The following is a 24,976-nucleotide window of genomic DNA, read 5'->3' as shown; positions in this document are numbered from 1 at the left end:
AGCCCACCTCATATGAGGTGGGCTTCTCTGTTATTTTTTAACCTTCACTTTAGGGAGTATTTTGGAAGCAGGAACTTTTCGCTCACGAGTCCATGTAGAAGTATCTTCAGGATCATATTGATCGAGGAATCGAATTACTTCTTTGGTAATCGGTGTAGGGGTTGAAGCTCCGGCTGTTACACCAACTGTTTCTACTCCTTTTAACCACTCAATCTCGATTTCTGAAACATCAGCAATTCGATAGGCAGGTGTTCCAGCAACTTCAATTGAAACCTGTGCAAGTCGATTGGAGTTATTACTTTTAGGATCGCCAACTACTAACACAAGATCAGTGTCGCCGGCTTGCTCTGCAACAGCTTCTTGACGAACTTGAGTTGCATTACAAATTTCATTATGGATGACAGCGTGAGGATAGCGTTCCATTGCTCTTTCCATAATTTCTTGTACGTCCCACTGACTCATTGTCGTCTGGTTCGTAATAATAATTCGTTCAGAATCAATCGAAAGCTCATCAACTTCTTCTGGCTTCTCAACTAGGTGAACAATGTCAGGGGCAATCCCCATAGCACCTTCTGGTTCAGGGTGCCCTTTTTTGCCAACATAAATGACGTGATAGCCTTCCTTTTGCTTTTCGCGAATTAAATCATGAGTCACTGTAACATCAGGACAAGTCGCATCAAGAACGGTTAAGCCTTTTTCTTCGGCGAGCTCTCGTACTTGAGGTGAAACTCCATGTGCTGTGAAAATGACTGTGCCAGATTCAACATTTTTTAAAATTTCCATTCGATTTGGTCCATCGAGTGTAATAATGCCATCATCTTCGAAGGCATCTGTAACATGTTTATTATGAACAATCATCCCAAGAATAAAAATAGGACGTGGTAGTGTTTTATCAAGAGCGGCATTTCTTGCTATAACCATAGCGTCTACTACACCATAGCAGTAACCTCTTGGTGAAATTTTTGTAACTTTCATCGAGTACCTCCTCAACCCATATAAGGATTGTTGTATAACTAATCTACATCAATTATAAAGGAGTTGACCTGATAACTCAATGAATGGCGATTGTTTAAACATACAGTCTTGGCTTTGACTTTCTAACGTTTTCTTCTGAAATCGATTCTTTTTTCTTTTTAGTAGCTGCTAAAGGCGGTTTATTTGGCTTACTCTTGTTTGTCTTTTTCTTCGTTTTAACAGGTTCATCATTTGAATCCTCATCTTCACTATCGTCAGTAGAGCCTGAAGACTTCTGATACTCTTTGAAAAGTGCAATCATTTCAGGAAGCTGCTTAACCATAGGCCCATATTGCTGAACCATTGGTTTAATGGTGTCTGCTGCTTGCATAACCTTTTGTACGTTTTGAATCATTCCCATCATATCCATACCGCCCTGGCCAGCTCCAGGAAGAAGCCTTGAAAGCATTCCACCGGCTTGCTGAGGAGCGCCTGGAATAACGCCGCGCTGAAGAGCAGGAAACGAACCAGGAGGCATAGGAAGCGATTGAGGTGATGCTCCACTTCCGCCTAGAATTCTAGAAAGGAGCCCTCCTGTTCCGGTTTGAGGTGGTTGTGGGCCTCCTGGGCCACCTGGAAATCCACCGCCAGAAAATCCACCTCCTGAGAATGGGAAACCCATTCCAGGTCCCGGACCACCTTGAGGGGATGGAGGAAATTGGTTCATGTGATACCCTCCTTTTCATAACTTGACCAATTTATACTGTTGTTACTAAATAAGATATGCCAAAAAAATCGAAGGTGTGAGAACAAGAGATATTGGGCATGACAGTTATAGATTGGTGTTTTTTGACGTATGGCGCTTTTGGGAAAATTGGTCTATAATATAAGGTGGATTAATGGATGGAGGAGCAATAATAATGAAACATTTTGATAGATTAGGATTAAAGCCTTTTTTAATTGAGGCACTTGAAGCACAGAAATTTACAAGACCAACTGAAATACAGGAACGATTGGTACCAGCTATTCGAAATGGCGAAAGTGCCATTGGTCAATCCCAGACTGGATCAGGTAAAACGCTAGCGTTCTTACTTCCTCTGATTCATCGAATTAATCACGAGAAGAATGAATGTCAGGCTGTAATTACAGCGCCTACTCGTGAGTTGGCGGACCAAATTTACAATGAAGCTCTAAAGTTGGTTACAACTTTACCTGAAGAAGAAGCGATATCGATTAAGAAGGCTGTAGGCGGTACGGATCGCAAACGCATGATTAGTCGAATGAAGAATACACCTCATATTGTTATTGGAACACCAGGTCGAATCAAGGACCTTGTTGAGGAACAGGCATTGAGTGTTTTCCCTGCTACAATGCTAGTTGTGGATGAAGCGGATCAAATGTTAGATATGGGCTTTATTGAAGATGTAGATTATATTGCCTCAAGAATGGCGAAGGATTTACAAATGTTAGTCTTCTCAGCTACAATTCCGAAAAGTCTACAACCATTCTTGAAAAAGTATATGGACAATCCGAAGTTCGTTGAAGTGAACGCTGAACAAGTGACGGCTGACAAGGTCGAAAACATTTTTATTCCTGCACGATACCGTGAGAAGAAAGAGTTACTTCTAAATGTTACTAAAGCAATTAATCCTTATTTAGCTCTTGTGTTTACAAACACAAAACAAACAGCTGATGAAGTAGCTGATTTTCTAATTGAAAATGGCCACAACGTTGAACGTTTGCACGGTGGTGTACAAGCACGACAGCGTAAACAAATCATGAAGAAGATACAAGAGGCCGAGTGCCAGTATGTTGTAGCGACTGATCTTGCCTCAAGAGGTATTGATATTAAAGGCGTTTCTCATGTTATTAACTTCGAACTTCCGAAAGATCTTGATTTCTATATCCACCGAGTAGGGCGTACAGCTCGCGCAGGTCAGGATGGAATTGCTTATACTTTAGCAGAGCCTTCAGACCAGCAAGCTGTCCAGAAGCTATCTGCAAAAGGTATTCAGATTGAATACAAAGAAGTGAAGAACGGTGAATGGGTAGAAGCGAAGCCTGTAACACCTAGGAAGAAACCTACTTCATCTAAACCAGAAGTATTCGTTCCGAAGCCAAAGAAAGTAAAACCAGGCTATAAGAAAAAAATGCAGCAAGAACGAGACCGCATCCAACACAAGCGCGGAAGAAAATAACTCAAGAAACCCTCTTTCACAGGAGGGTTTTTGTTTGCTTTACCTTGTAAAAGGCTCTGTGCTATTATATGGAGTGATTAAAGGAAGGAATGAATGGTATGTTGAAAATAGGCTCGCACGTTTCTATGAGTGGAGATAAAATGCTACTAGGTGCAAGTGAAGAAGCAGTTTCATATGGTGCAACTACTTTCATGATTTATACAGGTGCGCCCCAAAATACAAGACGAAAAGCGATCGAAAAGCTTAACATAGAAAAAGGGACAGCTCACATGAAGGAGCATGGGATAAGCAATATTGTCGTGCATGCCCCTTATATCATTAATATCGGAAATACAACAAAGCCAGAGACATTTCAACTTGGTGTGGACTTTCTTCGGTCAGAAATTGAACGGACTCATGCATTAGGAGCAAGACAAATTGTATTGCATCCAGGTGCACACGTAGGAGCAGGTGCTGAGCAAGGCATTAAGAAAATTATTGAAGGGCTTAATGAAGTTCTCACTTCTGATCAAGAAGTTCAAATTGCACTTGAAACGATGGCTGGAAAAGGATCTGAGTGTGGGAGAAGCTTTGAAGAGCTTGCTCAAATTATCGATGGTGTTACTCATAACGAGAAATTATCCGTTTGTTTTGACACTTGTCATACTCACGATGCTGGTTATGATATTGTTAATGACTTCGATGGTGTTCTAAATGAATTTGACCACATTGTAGGAATTGATCGTCTGAAAGTACTTCATGTTAATGATAGCAAGAATGAGCGAGGCGCCTCAAAAGACCGCCATGAGAACATTGGATTTGGCTATATCGGTTTTGAATCCCTAAATAAGGTGATCCATCACGATCAATTGAAGGATATACCTAAAATTTTGGAGACGCCATATGTAGGTGAAGATAAGAAAAGCAAAAAAGCCCCTTACAAACTCGAGATCGAAATGCTTCGCAACCAAACATTTGATGAAAAGCTTAAAACTAAACTAACAACTTCTTAACAAAAGGCTCTTTTCTAAAAAATTGTTGCTTTTGAAAGAAGTTTTGTATAAAAAACCCCACTTAGCTAATTGGAGCGGAAGGATGCTCGACTCCTGCGGGACTAGCGGGACAGGTGAGACCCCACAGGCGCAATGTTTTGTGCGCCGAGGAGGCTAGGCGCCCGCCCCGCGAAAAGCGAGCATCCTGGAGCAGAAATTCCTCTCACTCTTATTGCAACAATGTTTACGAAAACAGCCTAACAAAAAACCGCACTAGCGGTTTTTTGTTATTCATTAAGAAATGAGAGGATTAACCTGTTAACTTGAGAAGCAACAGCTGGACTAACTTCACGGCTGATCTTCATCAAAATACGTTTTCTTTGTGTTTGATTGGCAATATCAATATTCTCTTGCTTTAAGATCTGAACAATTTTCTTTGCATCCTTTTCAGAAAGTGAGATGCTATATTGTTTGGATAGTTGAAGAAGTTCATCGGTTGTTATACGATTCAATTTAAAGTTAACCAGTTGAAGTTGAATTGGATTCATCACGTTGCCCCCTTTGCCTACCTCATACTATGCAGGTCGCTCAAGGAAGTGTTCAATTATACTTTGAATGGACTTCATTGCTTTAAGAAGCTTGTTATTTCTTATATAATATAGAAAAAGTATACATAGATTGCCTAGGAGGGCGAAATGCAAAAAAAACAACACAGGAAAGAAAGTAAAACGCACCTGATCTATCGTTTGTTAATGATTATGATCGGAGCATTTCTTGCAGCAGCGGCTATTGAATTATTCCTTGTTCCAAATCAGTTGATTGACGGTGGTATTATAGGTGTATCTCTAATTCTAGATCATTTAACTCCGTTTAACTTTGCTACTCTCGTTATTGTTTTAAACCTTCCATTTATGTACTATGGCTACAAGCAAATTGGTAAAACGTTTGCGTTCTCAACTTTGTTTGGAATTATTGGGCTTGCCGTTTATGAGACATTACTTCATCATACAGAGCCATTTACTAACGAACCGATTTTAGGAACCGTATTTGGGGGACTTACACTTGGTCTTGGAGTCGGACTTGTTATCAGGCATGGGGGTTCAATGGATGGAACTGAAATACTTGGCATTTTATTAACCAAGAAAATCCCGTTCTCCATCGGAGAGTTTGTAATGTTTACGAATATTTTCATTTTTACATGGGCTGGTTTCGTTTTTAGCTGGGAAAATGCGATGTATTCTGTTATGGCTTACTATATTGCATTTAAAACCATCGATACGGTTATCCAGGGTCTTGATGAAACGAAAGCCGTTCTTATTGTATCTGATCATTATGAAGAAATTTCAAATGCCATTCTTGATCGACTTGGGAGGGGAACAACCAAGCTTATTGGTAAAGGTGGTTACACAGATGAAGAGAAAGAAGTTATCTATGTGGTAATTACTCGTCTTGAGGTAACTAAGCTTAAAGGTGTTATTTATGACATAGATACGCAGGCTTTCATTACCATTATGAATACTCAAGAAACAAGAGGTGCGAAATTTAAATCTCCAATCCACTAAGACTTCCTAATTCAGGGGGTCTTTTTTCTTAAGGAAATGGTCAATTTACCGAGCAGAATAGTAGAAAGGTTTGAGACTTAAATGATAGGGTATATACTTAACTGGTGCTCTCCAGCTTTATTAATACCAGTTGAAAAGGAGTGCAAGACTATCAATTTTATCAAAAATCATTTCAAAAAATCTCTGTCAATGATCACTGCTATTGTTCTAACTCTCGTCCTAGCACTAGTTCTCGTACAATCTCATTTATTCAATGAGCAAGTGGCCGATGCAAAAACAAAAGTCGGGGAATTGGATCAAAAGACATCCAAGAACGATCAGATGAAAACTCATACAGCTCTAACTAAATTAGAAAACGAAACAGGTTATTCACTTGACCCAGGTTCTGTCAATGTAGAAGAGTGGAAGCAAGCTAAAGCTTACTCGCAACAATTCTACGATGACAGTGACGGGAAGTTCAGCAAAAAATGGGGTCTTTTCTTAGCGTATCAATCCATGAAGGTAGATATTGATCCTGCGATCGCATATGAACTTCTAAAAGTAGAAACAGGTAACACATTTGATCCTGAACTAACAGGACCTGAAACAAAATATGGACATGCATATGGTATGGCTCAGTTTATGACCAACACTGCTCCTTGGATTGCAGACATGGCAGGTGTAAGCTACTCTGAGGAAAAATTATTTGATCCTTATTTCTCAATGACTCTCTCAGTCACATACCTTGATTATCTTTATGATAAGTATGGCAACTGGGATGAAGCCCTGACTGCATATAATCGCGGCATTGGCGGATTGAAGGCTTATGTATCTGAGAAAGGTACACCTAAAAGTGGCTATTCAGAAGAAATTCTAGAAATGGCAAGCCTTCATGAGTTATAATCGTCCCAATAGCACCTTCGCTTCTCTTATAGAAGCGTAAAGAAATCCCCCATTCCTAAATAGAAATGGGGGATTTTATCTACAGTTAAGTTGATTTAAGTACAAATTGTATTTGAAAACTTCTTAATTCCTTCTAAAACAAAATTTACAAATTGTCATCATATACGGTATACTACATAATGTAAATCGTAATCATTCTTATAAATGGCAGGTTTTGTTTATGAAAAATTCTAACTCAATTATTAATCTACAAAACATTTCGTTTCACTATGGAGACGATTATGTTCTGGATGATATCACCTTTTCAATTCCTAAGGGAGCTTTTGTTGGGCTTGTAGGACCAAACGGCTCAGGAAAATCAACATTAATTAAAATCATATTTGGTCTGCTTAAACCTCAAAAAGGGTATGTGAATATTTTCGGGCAGAAAATTAATAAATTTCATGATTGGAGTAAAATTGGTTACGTTTCTCAAAAAGCCAATAGTTTTAATTCTGGATTTCCTGCTTCAGTATTTGAAGTCGTATCAATGGGACTAACAAGTAAGTTGGGATTATTTAAGTTTATGAAGGCTAGTCATCGAGAGGCGGTACTCGATGCTCTTCAGCTTGTTGGTATGAAAGAGTATAGTTCCAGTAATATAGGTGATCTTTCAGGTGGTCAACAACAAAGAGTCTTTATTGCAAGAGCACTTGTAAGTAACCCAGATATTCTTATTCTAGATGAACCAACCGTTGGTGTGGATGCAAACTCCACAAGTGATTTCTACCAGCTTCTTGGTAAGCTAAATAAGGATAATGGCATTACTCTACTACTTGTTACACACGACATAGGAACAATTACAGATAAGGTTACTCATGTAGCCTGCTTAAACAAATCGCTTCATTTCCATGGCGAAACGGAGGAATTTGAACAGTTTAATGATCGTGAGCTTTCAGGATTTTATGGACACCATGTTCACGTTTTAAATCACGATCATGGTCATGGAGGAGTATAAATGATTCAGGCTTTATGGAAATTTGAGTTTTTACAAAACGCATTTATGGCAGGAGTTTTAATCGGGGTTATTGCACCTTTACTAGGCGTGTTTATCGTTGTTAGAAGGCAGGCCTTAATAGCAGATGCCCTTTCTCATATTACGCTAGCTGGGATTGCAGCAAGCCTGCTTATTGGAAAGTATTCTACATTTTGGCAGGGCATTAACCCAGTTTACATGGGTATGGCGTTTTCTGCAGCCGGTTCGTTGTTTATAGAACAGCTTAGGAAAGTATATAAACACTTTGAAGAACTTGCGATTCCTATCACATTATCTGGTGGTATAGGACTTGGCGTTGTTTTCTTATCACTTGCAGATGGATTTAATTCAGATTTGTTTAATTATCTATTTGGAAGTGTAATTGCCATTAGTCGCACTGATTTAATGGCAGTAGCAGTTATTACAGTAGTGGTTCTGCTTGTCGTAACTTTATTATATAAGGAATTATTCTTTCTTTCATTCGATGAAGAGCATGCGGTTGTTTCAGGTATAAGAGGGAAATCGATTCAATTTATTTTCATATTACTCGTTGCTTTTGTCATTGCTGTTTCGATGCAAATAGTTGGCGTGCTCCTTGTTTCAGCTCTAATGACGCTTCCTGTTGCAGCAAGTATTCGAATCGCTAAAGGGTTTAAACAAACGATTGGTTTTTCGATCTTGTTTGGGGAAATGGCTGTACTTGGTGGGCTTGTTCTTGCATATTATCTCGACATCGCCCCAGGAGGCACAATTGTGCTATTATCTGCGCTAATTCTTGTAGCCGTTCTTTTATTTAAGCGATTAAAACAAAGGAAATCTTAACATATTGAGGTGTAAGTATGAATGTATCTACTGCATTGCGGATTTTAAAAGAGGAGGGTTTTAAATATACAGAAAAACGCGAAGATCTAGTTACACTATTTGCAAAAGAGAAAAGGTATTTATCTGCAAGGGATGTACTCATCTATATGCAGAAAAGCTATCCTGGAATGAGTGTAGATACGATCTACCGGAATCTAACGCTATTTAAAGACCTTGAGATACTAGAAGAGACAGAGTGGAACGGCGAAAAACGCTATCGACTTAGTTGTTCGACTAATCATCATCATCACCATTTGATCTGTTTGCAATGTGGAAGAACAAGGCAAATTGAATCCTGCCCGATGGAAGATATTCCAGTAGGTGATTCTGAGTTCAAAGTAACAGGTCATAAATTCGAGGTATATGGAAGATGCGGAGAGTGTCAGGCACAGTAACAAAAACGGAAGAGCTTAAGCTCTTCCGTTTTTGTGATATTGTTGAAGCCAATTTCTGGCTTCTGGCCAAGTATCTAATCGTTTAACATTTGATGGAACAATGCCCTGGTTGTAGGGAGTATTAAAAAGAATAACGGGTATATTACATTCTTCAGCTATATCACAAGCATTATCATGTTTATCTTCAAAGAAAACATCGACTTTGTGCTTTTTAATGGAACTTATTTTGTCGTGTTTACCTATCAAATCAATGTGATGATACGGAACGCTATTTGTAGTAAACCAATTTCTAGTTGTATCAAGTAAATGATCACCTCTAGCACTTATATAAAATAGTTCGTAATTCCCTTTCCAATCCTCTAATATGGGGTGTGCATCTTCAGCTATGATGGCATTTGAATAAATGGTTTCTTCATTGTCTTTCAACCACTCATAGAATTCTTTATGTGAAATGCCGAGAAGGTTTGCCAGATTATATTGAGTAATATCCGAAAGAGATAGCTGTTTGTTGAACGAAGAATTTAAGTAAGGAAGAAAGGTTTTGGGACTTGTAACAGTCCCGTCAATATCAAGACCCAGTCGTTTAATTGTCATAACAGAACTCCTTTATGTTTGCTCTTCCTTCATCATATCATACATTGCAGGCTCTTTAGCTTGAGAAATTGGCAGTATCTTACTGATGTATAAAACATATTCTCCTATCCACTTACGAATACTAATCATGCTCCACAACATGCTAAAGTGAGGGATGTATATGACAGAAGACAGACATGATGAGGATCTGGATTTCATCGAGGAACGTGGGTTGCACAGCAAATCTGAAGAGGAATACCTTGAAGAAGCTGCAGCCGAAGTAGCACCAGGTGTATTAGACCGTCCTTATTTGCAGTCGCCTGAAAATGAACGTCCAACTTCTGAGGAGCGTCAAGAACACTTTGAAGCTAAGAGAAAGGAACAGGAAACGACAGGTGTAGGAGTTGGTGTAGCCGCACTAGCTTTATCGATCCTTTCGCTGTTTATTCTACCCGTTATACTTGGAGCAGCGGGTATTGTCGTAGGATTTGTTGCGAGAAGAAAAGGACTCACAACGCTGGGTTCTTGGGCAATTGGTGTCGGTGCCGCTTCAATGATCATCAGTTTATTCTTCGCACCATTTTTTTAGTGAAAATGTGTTCTAGAAAAAAGCCTGACATCCACTGGATGTCAGGCTTTTCTTCGTAAGGAAATGGATTAATCAAGTGTTAGCTTCAGCTTTCGCCTTTTCTTCTTCCATTTTCTTGTAATGTTCTTCAGCTATTTTATCGACTTCTTTTTTGAGCTCTTCGACCATTGTTTCTTCTGGAACTTTACGGATAATTTCACCGTGGCGGAAGAGCAGTCCCTCACCACGAGCTCCTGCAATACCAATATCTGCTTCGCGAGCTTCACCTGGACCGTTAACGGCACAGCCGAGCACTGCCACTTTAATTGGTGCTTTAATTGTTGAAATATATTCTTCAACTTCATTTGCAATTGAGATGAGGTCGATTTCAATACGGCCACAAGTCGGACAAGAGATTAATGTTGCTGCATTGGCTGCAAGACCAAATGACTTAAGAAGTTCTCTTGCTACCTTAACTTCCTCAACGGGGTCTGCACTTAGTGAAATACGTGCGGTATTACCAATTCCTTTTGAAAGGATAACGCCAAGGCCAGCTGCACTTTTTACTGTACCTGCAAAAAGTGTACCAGACTCGGTAATTCCAAGATGCAGTGGGTAATCGAATGAACGTGCTGCAAGCTCGTACGCCTCAGTAGCAAGATTCACGTCAGAAGCCTTCATGGATACGATAATATCGTAGAAATCAAGGTCTTCAAGAATTTTGATATGATGCAGTGCACTTTCCAACATACCTTCAGCAGTTGGGTACCCGTATTTCTCAAGAATTTTTCTTTCAAGAGAACCAGCATTAACACCAATTCTAATTGGGATGCCCTTTTCTTTAGCTGCTTTTACAACAGCTTCGACTTTCTCGCGACGACCGATATTACCAGGGTTAATTCTGATTTTATCAGCTCCACCTTCAATTGCTTTGAGTGCTAGCTTGTAATTAAAGTGGATATCAACAACGAGTGGGATGTTAATTCGCTTTTTAATTTCTGGTATTGCATCTGCTGCTCGATCATCTGGACAAGCTACGCGGACAATCTGACATCCTGCTTCTTCTAGACGATTAATTTCTGCAACTGTTGCCTCAACGTCATGCGTTTTGGTTGTTGTCATACTTTGAATAATAACTTCGTTGTTACCGCCTATTGTTAAAGGACCTACTTTAACAGGTCTTGTTTTACTACGGTGGGTAATTTCATTCATGCGAAAATCGCTCCTTTTACATGTAGGATTGCTTACCTCATGATTTAGATCGCTTTGTATATACTCCCCGAATAGGGAATAAGACTCATCTTTAGTACTACCCCATTGTAGCAACTTTAGAGAGCTATTGACAAGAAATAATGATTGACCTAATCGTCTTCAGTATGTTGGAATTCTATATTTCTTTCCGATTTGTATACGGTTAGGGGGGATTTCGTTTAATGTTTCGAAATCGTGAACAATTGTATCGATAGAAACAGGAATCGTCCCGTTTGCTTTTTCAACCAATGAAAGAACTGTATCGCCAGCCTTAACTTGATAAATAATGAAAGGTTCGGTTTCCTTTTGGATTGGCTTATCTACTACTGAGACAACAGGAGTGGCTAGAGTACCTGTTGTTAAATCATAATATGTGGTATGAAGGACCAGCAGAAAAAGCGAGATAGACAGAAGTTTACGCATAACTTTCACCGCTCCCCTTGAAAGAGTATTTTAGTTCTACTCTATGCTTGTCCATCCAGAATATGTCACAGTTCTAGTGGAATTATCTTTTCTTTCATCAAAGGGTCGAGTAAAATAACAGAGAGGTAAGGAGTAAAAGCACACTTTATCTAAGGAAGCCTAACGTTAAAAAGGAGATCATAACATGCTAAAAAAAGTAATGCCATTTATCCTGTCTATGTTGTTGATCATGTCAATTATGCCTGTTGTTGCTCTAGCAGATGCTAGTGTTGGAGATGTTATTGTCACTCTTGGAGAAGATTTATCGGAAGATCAAAAGCAGAACTTGTTAGAAGAAATGAAAGCTCCTAAAGATGCAATGACGGTTACTGTAACAAATGAAGAGGAGCATAAATACCTCGGAGAATATATAAGTAAAGCACTGATTGGAACACGCGCCCTTTCTTCATCTTCCATAACAATTGGAGAAAAGGATGCCGGTTTAAGTGTTGAAACGAATAATATTAATTGGGTAACAGATGAAATGTACGCGAATGCATTAATAACTGCCGGTGTGAAAGATGCAGATATTTATATCACAGCACCAACTGAAGTGTCTGGAACTGCAGCTCTTACAGGGCTTATTAAGGCATATGAACTTAGTTCTGACAAAGTCATCCCTGAGGAACAAAAGCAAGTAGCAAATGAAGAGCTTGTCACAACTGCAAAGCTAAGCGATAGTGTAGGAGCAGATAAAGCTACTGAATTAATGACGAAGATTAAAGATGAGATTGCGACGAACCCTCCAGAAACAGAAGAAGAACTTAGAACACTTATCAAGCAAATTGCTAGTGATTCAGGGATTGAACTGACACAGGATGAACTTGATGGTTTGGTCGCATTATTTAATCGTATGAAGAACCTTGATATTGATTGGGATCAAATGAAGAGTCAATTAGAGAATGCAAGAGAGAATCTTGATGAATTCCTAAATAAAGAAGAAACGCAATCGTTTATTAGAAAGATCCTAGATTTTTTTATTGCACTTATTGATGGTCTAAAAGGGATATTCCAATCTTAGATTGTTAATAAACTGAAACTTTATACACTCCTAAACGTAATAGAAGAGAGAAGGGAAAAGGAGGGAGCGAGGATGGGAATTTTATCGTTGCCGATTGTTGGTTTTCTTGTCATTCTAGTTAGTGTGCTCTTCTTATTTGGCGAATTACTCGTGCGTGTAAAAGGGTTTTTTGGATTGATTGGAATTCTAATGCTAACGTTCTACTTTAGCTTTCATCTTACATCACTATCTTCAATGCTCTGGATGGGGCTTGTCTTTGCAGTAGGCCTTGGTCTGGTTATTCTTGATGGAAAGCTATTAAACGATGGGACGTTCGGGTTAATTGGACTCTTGATGATGGTTACTGCTGTTGCTATACCTTCGCCTTCGTTCATTTACGGGCTACTTGTATCAAGCGGGTTCTTAATCGGTACAGCAGCGTCATTTCTTTTTCTACGCGTTTTCAAAGCTCGTTCAATGTGGACTAAGATGACGCTAAAGGATCGACTAAGTAGCGAGATGGGCTATAACTCCATGAATGAAGAGTATAAGGGCTTAATTGGGGAAACGGCTACAACCATTACGGCGTTCAGACCAAGTGGTACGATTCAATTAAATGACAAGAAATACAGTGCAATTTCAGCAGGAAACTGGATCAACAAAGATGTCGAGGTCATTATTACGTCTGTTGATGGGACGCGTATTGTCATCGAAGAACACAAGGAACAGAGCAAACGACACCCTATTTAATATGTATTGGCCCCGAGTCTTGGATTCGGGGTTTTTATCATTCGTTTAGCCTTCATTTTCACGATCATAAAAAGGGTTTACAGAGAATCGGAGAGACTAGACAGATGAAGTTAGTTGCTAGAAAAAGCTTGGTGAATGGTTAAGCGAATCTATACCTAGTTAAAAAGATAGGCTGTTTTCGTAAGCATTGTTGCTATAAGAGTGAGAAGGATTTTCGCTCCAATTAGCTAATTGTGGTTCTTTATACAAAACTTCTTTCAAAAGCAACAATCTTTTAGAAAAGAGCCAAAAGATAAGAAAATGTTACATATATATTTTCTGCAAATTAAGAAAGAGCATTTGAAAAGTACAAATGCTCCTTCTTTGATGCTTATAACACGTTGAAATATCTTCCTTCTGGATGAGCAAATACCATAGCTGTCACTGATGCTTCAGGTTCCATCATACATCCGTCGGTGAGTTCTATACCAATTTCACCTGGATTAATGAGGTCGAATAATTTCTTTTGATCATCGAGCTCCGGGCATGCAGGATAGCCAAATGAAAAACGTTGTCCCTGATATTTAGCAGAAAAGCGATTCTGCATAGTGAAATCTGTTGGATCTGGGAACCCCCATTTGTCACGCATAAGTTGATGAACATGCTCAGCAAGACCTTCGGCAGTTTCAAGTGCAAGTGCTTGTAGTGCATGACTTTCAAGGTAGTCACCTTGATTTTTGAGTTCCACAGACCGTTCTCTAATTCCACTACCAGCTGTTACTGCAAAAAATCCAACATAATCCATTACGCCGCTTGAAAAAGGACGCAGGTAATCCGAAAGACATAAAAACGGTTCTTTGTATTGCCTGGGGAATGTAAATCGCTCAATGATTGTTTTGTGATCGACTGGGTCATAGATTATGACATCATTCCCATCAGACTGAGCGGGGAAAAACTGATATTTTGCAGAAGGCTTTATCCACTTTTCCTTTTTGGCGCGTGTTAAGAGTTGGTCAACAACCCCTTTCAAATGGAATGCCTTTTCGTTCTTTTCGCTAAGAAGTCTTGATACTTTTCCTTTAAGCCCTAGATGGTGCCCAATTAACATTTGCATATTAATATATGGTTCGATGTGGGCGACTGAATAATTCCTTAAGACATGAGGGGCGAAATCATAAGGTGTAAATACTGGTGCTAAAGGTACAGTGGACTCTTTCTTAATCGCCACAGCTGTACCTGCTCCGGAAGAGGATGGAATACTAGTTGGGATAGAAGTTATTTTTCTAGAATGCTCGTCAACCAAAATTCTTTTCTCTTCTTCATTACTAAGCTTGTTCGAAATAGCCAATCCGGACATTGCATCTTTTGCATAAAATACGGGTCCGTCATACTCAGCTGAAATTTTATTATCGGTGAACTTTCTTGATAGTGCAGCACCACCAACGAGAATTGGTATAGAAATTTTTGCTTGTTTCATATCCTGAGCAGTTAATACCATCTGTTGAGCGGATTTTACAAGTAAACCAGAAAGCCCGATGAAATCAGGTTTGTGTTCTTCAATCTGTTTGATTAGATCGGTCGAGGTTACTTTGATTCCTAGATCAAGGACCTCGAAACCATTGTTACTCAAAATAATTTCAACCAAGTTTTTTCCAATGTCATGCACATCACCTTTTACAGTAGCTAATAATACTTTACCCTTCGAGTGTGACGAATCTTCTTTCTCCATATGAGGTTCAAGGTACGCAACAGATGCTTTCATAACTTCAGCACTCTGGAGAACTTCAGCTACGATTAATTGATTTTCATTGAAAAGCTTCCCAACCTCGGCCATACCCGTCATTAACGGTCCATTAATAATTTTGAGCGGAGAGGAATACTCTCTTAGAGCTTTTTCTAAGTCAGGAATTAAGCCTTCTTTTGTTCCTTCAACTACATACATTGCAAGGCGTTCTTGAAGTGTGAGAGTGGACTGCACCTTGGTTTCTTTTTTCTTACCTCTATAAAAAGCAGTGAAATCTGCGAGAGTTTGGTCAGTTGTCTTGAAAAGTAATTCATCCGCGAGCAAAACTTCTTTTTCAGAAATCGATGCATATCGTTCAAGTTTTTCGGTGTTAACGATCGCATAATCTAGACCAGCTTTTGTACAGTGGTACAAATAAGAAGCATTCAGAACTTCCCTACCCACTGGTGGTAAACCAAAAGAGACATTACTGATGCCTAGAATCGTTTGACAATCAGGTAGTTCTTCCTTAATTTTTCTAATTCCCTCAATTGTTTCGGCTGCTGAACCAATATATTGCATATCACCAGTACCTATTGGGAAAACGAGCGGATCAAAGATGATATCTGAAGACTTTAGTCCATATTTAGAAACGAGTAAGTCATGAGACCGCTTTGCGATTTCAAGCTTTCGTTCTGCCGTGATGGCCATGCCTGTTTCGTCAATGGTTCCTACGACTACTGCAGCACCATACTTGTGAATTAATGGTACGACGGATTCAAAACGTTCTTCCCCATCTTCAAGGTTAATAGAATTAATAATAGCTTTACCTTGAGAATAGGAAAGAGCTTTTTCAATTACAGCGTCATCGGTCGAGTCAATAATCAAAGGTGTTTTCACTTTATTAACAACGTATTTCATAAAGTTCTCGATATCAGCCAATTCGTCACTATCGGGATTAGCAAGACAGATATCAATAACCTGAGCACCCTTTTTCACCTGTGATCGGGCAATTTCTGATGCTTCCTCAAATTTTCCTTCAGCAATGAGACGCTTGAATTTTCGTGAACCTATCACATTTGTGCGCTCACCTACGAGAATGGGTCTTGTACTTTCGTCATAGATAAAAGGCTCAATACCTGAAATCGCATGAGGATGTGAGGGAGGTGCAATTCTAGGATTAATATTTTTTACAGATTCGGCAATTGCTTCAATATGTGCTGGAGTTGTACCACAACAACCACCTACAAGGTTTAACCACCCTTTTTTAGCGAAACCTGAAATTTTGGCAGCTAGCGTTTCGGGTGTTTCGTGATAATTTCCTTCTTCATCCGGAAGGCCAGCATTTGGATAACAGCTGACAGCTGTAGTAGCAAGGTCAGAAAGTGAACGGAGGTGGTCTCTCATAAACTCTGGACCAGTAGCGCAGTTTAGCCCTACAACTGCTGGATTCATATGTTCAAGAGATAAGTAGAACGCCTCGATACTCTGGCCAGCAAGAGTTGTTCCCATTGGTTCTATAGTACCTGATATGATCAGTGGGACAGTTAGATTAAGTTCGTTGAAAGATCTTGTAATTCCAATATAAGCTGCTTTAACGTTCAACATATCCTGACTTGTTTCAATCAGAAGAAGGTCGACACCGCCTTTTAGCAGTCCTTTTGCTTGTAAAGCATAAGAATTGCAAAGGGCTTCAAACGTTGTGCCACCTGTTACGGATAATGTTTTGGTAGTTGGTCCCATTGCACCTGCAACGTAGCGTGGTTTAGAAGGCGTGGAAACTCTAGATACCGCTTCCTTGGCAAGGAGGGCAGAAGTATAATTGATTTTTTCTGCATAATGACCGAGTTTATATTCGTCTAAAACAAGATCGGTTGCTCCAAACGTGTTCGTTTCAATAATATCAGCTCCAGCTGACAAATAGTCATCATGTATTGATCTAATGAGGTCTGGCCTTGTTAAAGACAGGTATTCGTTACAGCCATCATAAGCCTCGCCACCAAAATCATCTGCTGTTAGATTGGCCTGTTGAATCATTGTTCCCATAGCTCCGTCTAGAACTAGGATTTTCTTCTGTAGATGATCTTTAAACGATGTGTAGGCCATTACGAATCTTCCTTTCATCTTCCAAACGAGTTTTTTCTTTAATATATCGAGCTAATTCCACTGTGAGTTCGTAACGTAAAAATGGAGTAATTAAATATAGTCCATTAAATAAATCAAAAGCCGCATCAATAAGTGACTTGGCTATGGCTAGTCCTTCATTTTGAGCTTCTTGTTGATCAGAAGCTTTTGCCATTCTATTTCGTATGGTATCGGATAGTTTAATTCCAGGTACTTCATTATGAAGAAATTCAGCATTACGAGAACTTGTTAATGGCATAATTCCAATATAAATTGGACATGTTAAATGCTTTGTTGCCTCATATACCTCCACTAATTGTTCTTCACTGAATATAGGTTGACTTATAAAATAATCTGCACCATATTGTTGCTTCTTCTCAAGTCTTGAAACGGCACGATCAAGGTGCCGAATGTTCGGATTAAAAGCGGCAGCAACTGAAAATGAAGTTTTAATGCCTAGTGATTTACCTGAATAAGATAGTCCTTTATTAAATTGTTTAATTAATTTTATGAGATCAAATGATGAAACATCATAAACCGATGTGGCACCAGGAAAATCTCCTATTTTCGTTGGATCTCCTGTAACAGCAAGAACCTGATTGATTCCTAGTGTATGAAGGCCCATTAAGTGAGACTGGAGACCAATGATATTTCGATCACGACATGCGATATGCACAAGAGGCCGAACATTATATTGTGTTTGGATGGTTGAAGCCATTGCAGTATTGCAAATTCGAGGTGAAGCAAGTGAATTATCTGCAAGCGTAATAGCATCAACCCCAATATCTTGAAGTGCTTTTGCGCCTTTAAGGTATTTATCAATAGATAATTTCTTAGGTGGGTCAAGTTCTACAATGATCGATTTCTGGTAATAGGCAATCTCATGAAGATGTGGTAAACGGTCACTTTCAGATTCGAAAATGAAAGAGTCGTTATCTTTGACAGTAACCTCTTTAGAGGTGATAGGCTTTATTCCTTTTAATGCGCTCGCAGCTGCTGCGATGTATTCAGGAGTTGTACCGCAACATCCCCCAATTAATCTTGCCCCTTGTTGATGTAGGGCGAGGGCACTTTCTCTGAAATAATCCGGTGCAGTTGGATAGACCAAACGTCCATCTTCATAATCGGGCAAACTTGCATTTGGATATGCTGATAGAAAACTTTGTGACAACGGAACCTGTTCTAAAGATTGGATCATATGATAGGGCCCGAGGCGACAGTTAACTCCTGTCACATCTGCTCCTGCAGTTTCTAGTTGTTTCAAAGCAGATGAAAGTGAAGTACCATCCTGAAGAACGCCTGGTTCGTGCATGGAAACCTGTGCGATAAGAGGGAGATTAGTATGTTTCCTAGCGATTTCTAATACTGTTGTCAATTCCTCTAAATCGTAATAAGTCTCAAGCATTATTCCGTCTACGCCTTCAAGAAGGAGACAATAAAGCTGTTCTCGAAAACTACGTTTCACTTCATCAAGAGCAGTTGCTCGTGTATTTATCCCTCGTATTCCACCTATTGTTCCAAGTATATATGTTGATTCTTTCGAAGCCTTTCTTGCTAATTTAACTGCTTCCGTATTTATTTCTTTAACAAAATCCTCAAGACCATACCGCACTAATTTACTGTAATTCGCGCCATATGTATTGGTTTGTATAACATCTGAACCAGCATCAATATAAGCGCGATGAATATTCAATACCTGTTCTGGATGTGAAAGGTTTAATTCTTCAAAACATTGATGGATGCCATAGGAGTATAAGAGTGTTCCCATTGCTCCATCACCAATCAAGACGTTATTTTCTAATTCACTTAGTAGACTCATACGTGTAAGCCTCCTGACGCCAGTGTGTCATATTGATTCATTGCGTCTAGAGCATTTTTGAAATCTTCGAGCAAGTCATCGGCGTTTTCAAGTCCTACGGAAAGACGCAGTAATCCATCTGTAATCCCACGTTTTTTTCTTTGATCAGATGGCATGGAGGCGTGAGACATTCTAGCAGGATAAGAAAGTATTGATTCAACTGCCCCCAGACTAACCGCATAAACAGGAATTTGAACGTGTTTTGTAAACAATCGAACAGCGTTTTCATCTGCAAGGCGAAAGGACAGTACTGCACCAGGACCTGCCGCTTGATAAACATGGGTAGAATGACCTGGATGAAATGAGAAACCAGGGTAATAGACTTCTTCCACCATCGATTCTTTTGCCAGTGCATGTGCAAGACGGAAGGCTGATCTAGATGATTGCTCAAGTCGACAATGCAACGTTTTTAACCCTCTAAGAACAAGCCACGAATCATGTGGACTTAAAATTGCGCCAAAAGAATTTTGGAGAAATGAAAGCTTCTCGGCTAGTTTTTCATCTCTAACAACGGCAAGACCTGCCACAACATCACTATGGCCAGCTATAAACTTCGTCGCACTATGAAGAACGATATCTGCTCCGAAGTCTAAAGGACGTTGAAGTGCTGGAGTCATAAACGTGTTATCTACAAAAGTTAAACATCCATTCGCTTTAGAAAGTTTAACCACGGCCTGTATATCAGTGATTTTAAGAAGAGGATTTGATGGTGTTTCGATAAAAACGACTTTGGTGTTAGGTTGAATGGCGGTAGCCACACTTTCTAGATTCGTCATATCCACAAAAGTATGCTCGATTCCAAATCGACAAAGGACATCTTGAATCATGCGGTAAGTACCCCCGTATACATCTTCAGATACTAGTACGTGATCATGTTGAGATAGCAGCATAAACGAAGTAGAAATAGCAGCCATTCCTGAAGCAAATGCAAAGCCTTTTACACCACCTTCTAGATTAGCGATCGTCGTTTCCAATGCTTCCCGAGTTGGATTGCCAGAACGGCTGTAATCATAGCGACCAGAATGATCGAAATCGGTTTGATGAAACGTAGAAGCATGTTGGATCGGAACGCTAACGGCTCCAGTTCCCTCATCAAATTTATGGTCGTTATGAAGTAGTCTTGTTTGGAATGTATAAGAATGCTCAGTCATGTTGTACGCCCTCCCCTATAAAAATAGCCAGTGCCTGATTTAGATCTTGCAAGAGATCATCAATTTGTTCGATTCCGACTGAGAAGCGAAGTAGTCGATTGCAAATCCCTTTTTCTAATCTAATTACCTCTGGAATTTCAGCGTGTGTTTGAGTAGCAGGGTAGGTAATGAAGCTCTCGACTCCTCCGAGGCTTTCGGCGAAAGTAACAACCTTCAGATTTCTTAGGAAACTATCGATCCATTTTTCTGAACGTAAACGGAAGGAGAGCATTCCGCCCTTACCTGGATAGAAAACATCTGTAATTGCATCATGCTTCATTAAGTACTCTGCAACGAGTCGTGCATTAGCTTCATGCTGCTTGAGTCTAAGAGGTAGAGTTTTCATTCCACGGATTACTAACCAGGAATCGAATGGTGAAAGAACAGCACCTGCGCCATTCTGATATAGTTCAAGATCAGCACAAAGGGACTCTCCTCTTGCTACAACAAGACCTGCTAGAACGTCATTGTGTCCTGCAAGATACTTCGTTGCGCTATGAACGACGATATCTGCTCCTATAACAAGAGGATTCTGTAAGAGAGGAGTAAATAGCGTATTGTCCACGATGAAATGCAAGTTATAATTATGAGCAACATGAGCGATTTCACTTATATCGGCCAGTTTCATTAACGGATTTGATGGATTTTCAACAAAAATAGCCTTTGTTGTTTTGGTAACAAGTGTTTGAATGTGATCAATATTCCCACTGTCGAAATAAGTGAATTTGATACCGAAATGATTTTCAGCGTGCGAGAATAGTCTAAACGTGCCACCGTATAAATCGTCAGACACGAGTATATGATCACCGGATTTAAAGAGGGAGAGGACAGCTTGAATGGCTGCCATCCCAGAGCTGAATGCAAAACCCTGATCTCCTTGTTCAAGCTCAGTTATAGCTGTTTCGAGAATTGAACGAGTCGGATTTTTCGTTCTTGAATAATCAAAGCCTGTTGACTGGCCGATCCCTTCATGACTATATGAAGTAGAAAAGTAAACGGGTGGATTTACAGCCCCTGTTTGTGGATCAGATCTGTTACCTAGTTGGACGAGTGACGTTTCATACTGTTTTTTTGACATCATCATTCTCCTTTTCAATAAGTAAAGGGCAATAAAAAAAAGCCCTCTATAAGAAGAAGACTTTGGCTGCTCTTCTTCTTATCGTTCAAGTTGAATTCAACTTGCTGGAATTAGCACCTTTCCTGAATAATCCGGTGGTTGCTGAAGCTTCATAGGGCCAGTCCCTCTGCTTCTCTTGATAAGAATAAAAATGATATGAAGTTGTTGTAATAATTCTTGTTCATTAATCTACATGATGTGAAAATGAATTGCAAGTTTTTTTGTAAATAATCTGAAATTTACTTTATTTCAATTCCTCAGTTCGCTCATTTGTTACACGCTTTTTCGGGAGCGGTATTTCTTTAATCGTTAAGTATAGAAGCGCGATTGCTACAAACCAGTATAGCAAGAATCCTAATGGTACTGTAGTTTTTAAAGTTGCCATGATAGCAAAAAATAGAGTTGGAATTGTAACCGCATAAACAGAGAGTACCCATAGTTGTTTATAAGAAACTTTACGTTTGGAGATACTTCTCAATAGTAAACCGATTGTGGCAAGAACCGTAATGCCAATAAACTTAAGGCCAGTTTGAAATAAATAGACCACAAAAATAAGTAATGGAATAAAAATTGGCAGCAGACTATCAAGGTTTTGAGAAAGTTCACTCACATCCTGTTTGGTAAGTGTCATCGTACTGAAATTACTATAATCAAACTCCTGATTTGTACCAGCATCATTTACTATAATTCGATCTTCTAAAAAGGCGATGGCTGATTTATATTCTATAACGTCATCAGGTTTAGTTTCTCCAGTCGCATCGAATATAAAAGTTTGCCCATCATTATTTCGTACGAGCGGTTCTGATTGATCAGATGTTAGCTTCCCATCTTCCAATGTAAATTCAGGTACATCTGTCATGTGCGTTTTAAGCTCATCATAGGCATTTGTAAACGAAACAGCCGTGATAATCCCGACAGGAACAGAAGTAAGTAGCATAAGCAGAAAGACATAAAGAATAGGCTTTCCAAGCTTTTGGAAACGAAAGCGAGCCATCATTTTTGGTGAATATAAACTGAAATAGAGTTGTTTAAAAATGTTCAAATCATAATCTCCTCTCCATCTGGAGGGTCTACCCTCCAAAACCAGTTTAGCTTAAATTGACGGATGGGAACAATAAGGTTGTTGAAACTTTTCTGAAACAATTTTGATATATCAATAATATATTTACAAATCTATATTAACTCTTTACAAAGGGGGTATCGATGTAGATAATAGACAAGGGACTTTGTTGAGTATTGTCGAAAAAATAAATCTAGGTGCAAGGGGTTGAAATGATGGAACTCAACGTTCAGGAGATGATCTTTCAGTTTGTGGGAGGTCTAGGTATATTCCTGTTTGGACTTAAGTATATGGGAGATGGCCTTCAACGATCAGCTGGCGATCGCTTAAGAGACATTCTTGATCGGTTTACAACAAATCCGTTTATGGGTGTTCTCGCTGGTATTATTGTAACGATTCTGATTCAAAGTAGTTCAGGAACAACAGTTTTAACCGTTGGACTTGTTAACGCAGGGTTCATGACGTTAAAACAAGCTATTGGTGTGGTAATGGGAGCGAATATCGGAACGACCGTTACCGCTTTTATAATAGGTTTTCCTATTAAAGACTACGCACTTCCGATTATTGCTGTAGGTTCTTTATTGATTTTCTTCTTTAAGAAGAAGAAAATTAATTACGTAGGCCAAATCGTATTTGGTTTCGGAGCATTATTCTTTGGGCTTGAACTTATGAGTTCGGGTATGAAACCACTACGCAGTCTGGAAGCGTTCCAGGAGCTTACTGTAAGTATGAGCTCAAACCCAATATTGGGTGTTGTTATTGGTACTGTATTTACTGTAATTGTTCAAAGTTCAAGCGCAACAATTGGTGTGCTACAAGGGCTTTACTCTCAAAACGCCCTCGACCTTCAGGCTGCATTGCCAGTTCTGTTCGGTGACAATATCGGGACAACAATTACGGCAGTGCTAGCATCTATTGGCGCATCTGTAGCAGCAAGACGTACCGCTCTTACTCACGTTATTTTTAACTTAATTGGTACAGCGATCTTCTTAATTTTCTTATTCGCTTACACACCGTTTATCGAGTACCTTAGGGATTCGTTAAATTTAAACCCAGAGATGACGATTGCTTTCGGACACGGAATTTTTAATATCACAAATACAGTAATTCAGTTTCCATTTATAGCTGGACTTGCAATTCTTGTGACCAAGATCATTCCTGGTGAAGATTCAGAAATTGAATACAAACCTAAGCACCTTGATCCAGTATTTATTGAGCGTTCTCCTTCAGTAGCACTTGGACAGGCTAAAGAAGAAGTAATTCGTATGAGTGAATTTGCGTATAAAGGCGTTAAAGAAGCGTCTAACTATTTAACTTCTAGAAGTCAGAAGAGTGCTGAGAAAACAGTTCAATATGAAGAAGCAATCAACAACCTGGATAATAAGATTACAGACTACCTTATTCAGTTGTCTGCTACATCTCTTTCTGGGGATGAATCGACTAGACATGGCATGTTGATGGACTCTGTTCGTGATATTGAGCGAATTGGTGATCACATGGAAAACATTGTAGAACTCGTTGATTATCAAATTAGTAACAAAGTCAAAATGACTGAATTAGCAATGAACGACTTAGATACTATGTTTAACCTTACACTTTCGGCTCTTCAAGAAGCCTTTGATTCACTTGATAAGTGGGATGTCGAAAAGGCACAGGAAGTCGTTAAACTCGAAGATAAAATTGACAAAATGGAAAGAACCCTACGCAAACAACATATTCTTCGATTAAATGAAGGCGAATGTACTGGAAGCGCAGGAATCGTATTTGTCGACATCATCAGTAACTTAGAACGAATTGGTGATCACGCTGTTAATATTGCGGAAGCTGTTATTGGCGAAGAATAAAGATTCGTAGATGGAAGTAGGGAATTCCCTACTTCCATTTTTTTATGGTCTTTAGCTGATTTTTATAGAAGGTAAAAAAACTGTGTGTATATAATAGAAGGAAGAGGGGGTGAAAATATGGAAATTTTATTTTGGTCAGTAATTAGTGTTGCTTTTGTAGTAGCTTTCGTGGGATTAATTTATCCCATTATACCTGCTGTGCTATTTGTATATATAGGGTTTGTTTTGTACGGTGTGTTTTTTGAATTTGTCCCTATGACGATTGATTTCTGGATTATTCAGATTCTGCTTACTGTTTTATTGTTCGTAGCAGATTATGCAAGTAACTTATTCGGAGTAAAGAAATACGGAGGTTCAAAAGCAGCAATATGGGGAAGTACAATTGGGTTATTAATTGGACCCTTTATCATTCCGTTTGTTGGAATCCTACTGGGACCATTTATAGGAGCTGTAGGAGCAGAATTAGTTATTCACCGTAAGCCGTTTAAAGAATCTGTTCAAGTTGGAGTAGGATCACTTCTTGGATTTCTAGGAGGAGCATTAATGAAAGGTGTGCTTCAAGCAATCATGGTGATTGTCTTCTTGATATATGTAATATAACTTGGAGTTCTTGATGAGTAAAAGAAAGAATGGTATAGT

23 protein-coding genes and 1 riboswitch are annotated in these 24,976 nt (G+C 39.2%); of the genes, 12 read left to right on the top strand and 11 right to left on the bottom strand.

Annotated elements, in window-relative coordinates; genetic code table 11:
• Positions 1-30 precede the first annotated feature (30 nt).
• Together FBF83_RS12970 and vrrA are read right to left on the bottom strand one after the other, a co-directional pair.
• A complete protein-coding gene (locus tag FBF83_RS12970) occupies positions 31-975 on the bottom strand; it encodes a 4-hydroxy-3-methylbut-2-enyl diphosphate reductase (RefSeq protein ID WP_136947571.1) in 945 nt (314 codons plus the stop codon).
• A gap of 94 nt (positions 976-1,069) precedes the next feature.
• Positions 1,070-1,681 (bottom strand): VrrA/YqfQ family protein, encoded by a 612-nt coding sequence (vrrA, locus tag FBF83_RS12965; RefSeq protein WP_136947570.1) that lies wholly within the window; start codon positions 1,679-1,681, stop codon positions 1,070-1,072.
• A gap of 193 nt (positions 1,682-1,874) precedes the next feature.
• Between vrrA and FBF83_RS12960 the strand changes: the two genes are divergently transcribed.
• On the top strand, positions 1,875-3,152 hold the full coding sequence (locus FBF83_RS12960) for a DEAD/DEAH box helicase (RefSeq protein ID WP_136947569.1): 1,278 nt from the start codon (positions 1,875-1,877) through the stop codon (positions 3,150-3,152).
• Between the two features lie 98 nt (positions 3,153-3,250).
• A complete protein-coding gene (locus FBF83_RS12955; protein WP_136947568.1) occupies positions 3,251-4,144 on the top strand; it encodes a deoxyribonuclease IV in 894 nt (297 codons plus the stop codon).
• Positions 4,145-4,410: 266 nt separating this feature from the next.
• Here FBF83_RS12955 and FBF83_RS12950 read toward each other — a convergent pair whose 3' ends face one another.
• Complete coding sequence (locus FBF83_RS12950) at positions 4,411-4,671, bottom strand: DUF2624 family protein (RefSeq protein WP_136947567.1); 261 nt, start codon at positions 4,669-4,671, stop codon at positions 4,411-4,413.
• 147 nt (positions 4,672-4,818) lie between these two features.
• Between FBF83_RS12950 and FBF83_RS12945 the strand changes: the two genes are divergently transcribed.
• The 5 genes from FBF83_RS12945 to FBF83_RS12925 all read left to right on the top strand — a co-directional run bounded on the left by FBF83_RS12945 (position 4,819) and on the right by FBF83_RS12925 (position 8,838).
• Positions 4,819-5,685 carry a YitT family protein gene (locus tag FBF83_RS12945; protein WP_136947566.1) on the top strand — a complete coding sequence of 289 codons (867 nt, stop codon included), beginning with the start codon at positions 4,819-4,821 and terminating at the stop codon, positions 5,683-5,685.
• Positions 5,686-5,874: 189 nt separating this feature from the next.
• Positions 5,875-6,567 carry a lytic transglycosylase domain-containing protein gene (locus FBF83_RS12940; protein ID WP_240688090.1) on the top strand — a complete coding sequence of 231 codons (693 nt, stop codon included), beginning with the start codon at positions 5,875-5,877 and terminating at the stop codon, positions 6,565-6,567.
• A gap of 220 nt (positions 6,568-6,787) precedes the next feature.
• Positions 6,788-7,564, top strand: coding sequence for a metal ABC transporter ATP-binding protein (locus tag FBF83_RS12935; RefSeq protein ID WP_136947565.1), 777 nt, complete (start codon positions 6,788-6,790; stop codon positions 7,562-7,564).
• On the top strand, positions 7,565-8,404 hold the full coding sequence (locus tag FBF83_RS12930; RefSeq protein ID WP_136947564.1) for a metal ABC transporter permease: 840 nt from the start codon (positions 7,565-7,567) through the stop codon (positions 8,402-8,404).
• A gap of 17 nt (positions 8,405-8,421) precedes the next feature.
• Entirely contained in the window at positions 8,422-8,838 is a 417-nt protein-coding gene (locus FBF83_RS12925; protein WP_136947563.1) for a Fur family transcriptional regulator, read from the top strand.
• Between the two features lie 15 nt (positions 8,839-8,853).
• Here the strand turns inward: FBF83_RS12925 and FBF83_RS12920 are convergent, their stop codons facing one another.
• Positions 8,854-9,432 (bottom strand): hypothetical protein, encoded by a 579-nt coding sequence (locus tag FBF83_RS12920; RefSeq protein ID WP_136947562.1) that lies wholly within the window; start codon positions 9,430-9,432, stop codon positions 8,854-8,856.
• A gap of 160 nt (positions 9,433-9,592) precedes the next feature.
• On the opposite strand from FBF83_RS12920, the gene FBF83_RS12915 reads away from it, so the two are divergent.
• Entirely contained in the window at positions 9,593-10,000 is a 408-nt protein-coding gene (locus FBF83_RS12915; RefSeq protein WP_240688089.1) for a DUF4190 domain-containing protein, read from the top strand.
• 72 nt (positions 10,001-10,072) lie between these two features.
• Here FBF83_RS12915 and ispG read toward each other — a convergent pair whose 3' ends face one another.
• Both ispG and FBF83_RS12905 read right to left on the bottom strand, forming a co-directional pair.
• A complete protein-coding gene (ispG, locus tag FBF83_RS12910; protein ID WP_136947561.1) occupies positions 10,073-11,191 on the bottom strand; it encodes a flavodoxin-dependent (E)-4-hydroxy-3-methylbut-2-enyl-diphosphate synthase in 1,119 nt (372 codons plus the stop codon).
• Between the two features lie 159 nt (positions 11,192-11,350).
• Positions 11,351-11,653 carry a LysM peptidoglycan-binding domain-containing protein gene (locus tag FBF83_RS12905; RefSeq protein ID WP_136947560.1) on the bottom strand — a complete coding sequence of 101 codons (303 nt, stop codon included), beginning with the start codon at positions 11,651-11,653 and terminating at the stop codon, positions 11,351-11,353.
• A gap of 184 nt (positions 11,654-11,837) precedes the next feature.
• Between FBF83_RS12905 and FBF83_RS12900 the strand changes: the two genes are divergently transcribed.
• Together FBF83_RS12900 and FBF83_RS12895 are read left to right on the top strand one after the other, a co-directional pair.
• Positions 11,838-12,713, top strand: a complete 876-nt coding sequence (locus FBF83_RS12900; RefSeq protein WP_136947559.1) for a DUF1002 domain-containing protein — start codon at positions 11,838-11,840, stop codon at positions 12,711-12,713.
• Between the two features lie 72 nt (positions 12,714-12,785).
• Positions 12,786-13,442, top strand: coding sequence for an NfeD family protein (locus FBF83_RS12895; protein WP_136947558.1), 657 nt, complete (start codon positions 12,786-12,788; stop codon positions 13,440-13,442).
• 370 nt (positions 13,443-13,812) lie between these two features.
• Here FBF83_RS12895 and metH read toward each other — a convergent pair whose 3' ends face one another.
• From metH to FBF83_RS12870, 5 genes are all read right to left on the bottom strand, one after another.
• A complete protein-coding gene (metH, locus tag FBF83_RS12890) occupies positions 13,813-17,250 on the bottom strand; it encodes a methionine synthase (RefSeq protein WP_136947557.1) in 3,438 nt (1,145 codons plus the stop codon).
• On the bottom strand, positions 17,231-19,087 hold the full coding sequence (locus FBF83_RS12885; protein ID WP_136947556.1) for a bifunctional homocysteine S-methyltransferase/methylenetetrahydrofolate reductase: 1,857 nt from the start codon (positions 19,085-19,087) through the stop codon (positions 17,231-17,233). The genes metH and FBF83_RS12885 overlap by 20 nt, the downstream gene beginning before the upstream one ends.
• Positions 19,084-20,277: a cystathionine beta-lyase gene (gene metC / locus FBF83_RS12880; RefSeq protein WP_136947555.1), complete on the bottom strand. Its 1,194-nt coding sequence runs from the start codon at positions 20,275-20,277 to the stop codon at positions 19,084-19,086. Before metC ends, FBF83_RS12885 begins: the two co-directional genes overlap by 4 nt.
• Positions 20,270-21,394: a methionine biosynthesis PLP-dependent protein gene (locus FBF83_RS12875; protein WP_136947554.1), complete on the bottom strand. Its 1,125-nt coding sequence runs from the start codon at positions 21,392-21,394 to the stop codon at positions 20,270-20,272. Before FBF83_RS12875 ends, metC begins: the two co-directional genes overlap by 8 nt.
• A 75-nt stretch (positions 21,395-21,469) precedes the next feature.
• Positions 21,470-21,579, bottom strand: a riboswitch (SAM riboswitch).
• Between the two features lie 98 nt (positions 21,580-21,677).
• Positions 21,678-22,475 carry a DUF1189 domain-containing protein gene (locus FBF83_RS12870; protein ID WP_136947553.1) on the bottom strand — a complete coding sequence of 266 codons (798 nt, stop codon included), beginning with the start codon at positions 22,473-22,475 and terminating at the stop codon, positions 21,678-21,680.
• Between the two features lie 233 nt (positions 22,476-22,708).
• Between FBF83_RS12870 and FBF83_RS12865 the strand changes: the two genes are divergently transcribed.
• On the top strand, positions 22,709-24,337 hold the full coding sequence (locus FBF83_RS12865) for a Na/Pi cotransporter family protein (protein WP_169525435.1): 1,629 nt from the start codon (positions 22,709-22,711) through the stop codon (positions 24,335-24,337).
• Positions 24,338-24,454: 117 nt separating this feature from the next.
• Complete coding sequence (locus tag FBF83_RS12860) at positions 24,455-24,937, top strand: DUF456 domain-containing protein (protein WP_136947551.1); 483 nt, start codon at positions 24,455-24,457, stop codon at positions 24,935-24,937.
• The last annotated feature ends 39 nt before the right edge of the window (positions 24,938-24,976 follow it).

Source organism: Guptibacillus hwajinpoensis (assembly GCF_005144865.1).
GTDB classification, from domain to species: Bacteria; Bacillota; Bacilli; order Bacillales; family Guptibacillaceae; genus Guptibacillus; species Guptibacillus hwajinpoensis_A.
Note: the sequence above shows the minus strand (reverse complement) of the source record. Positions and strands in the feature narration are given on the sequence as shown.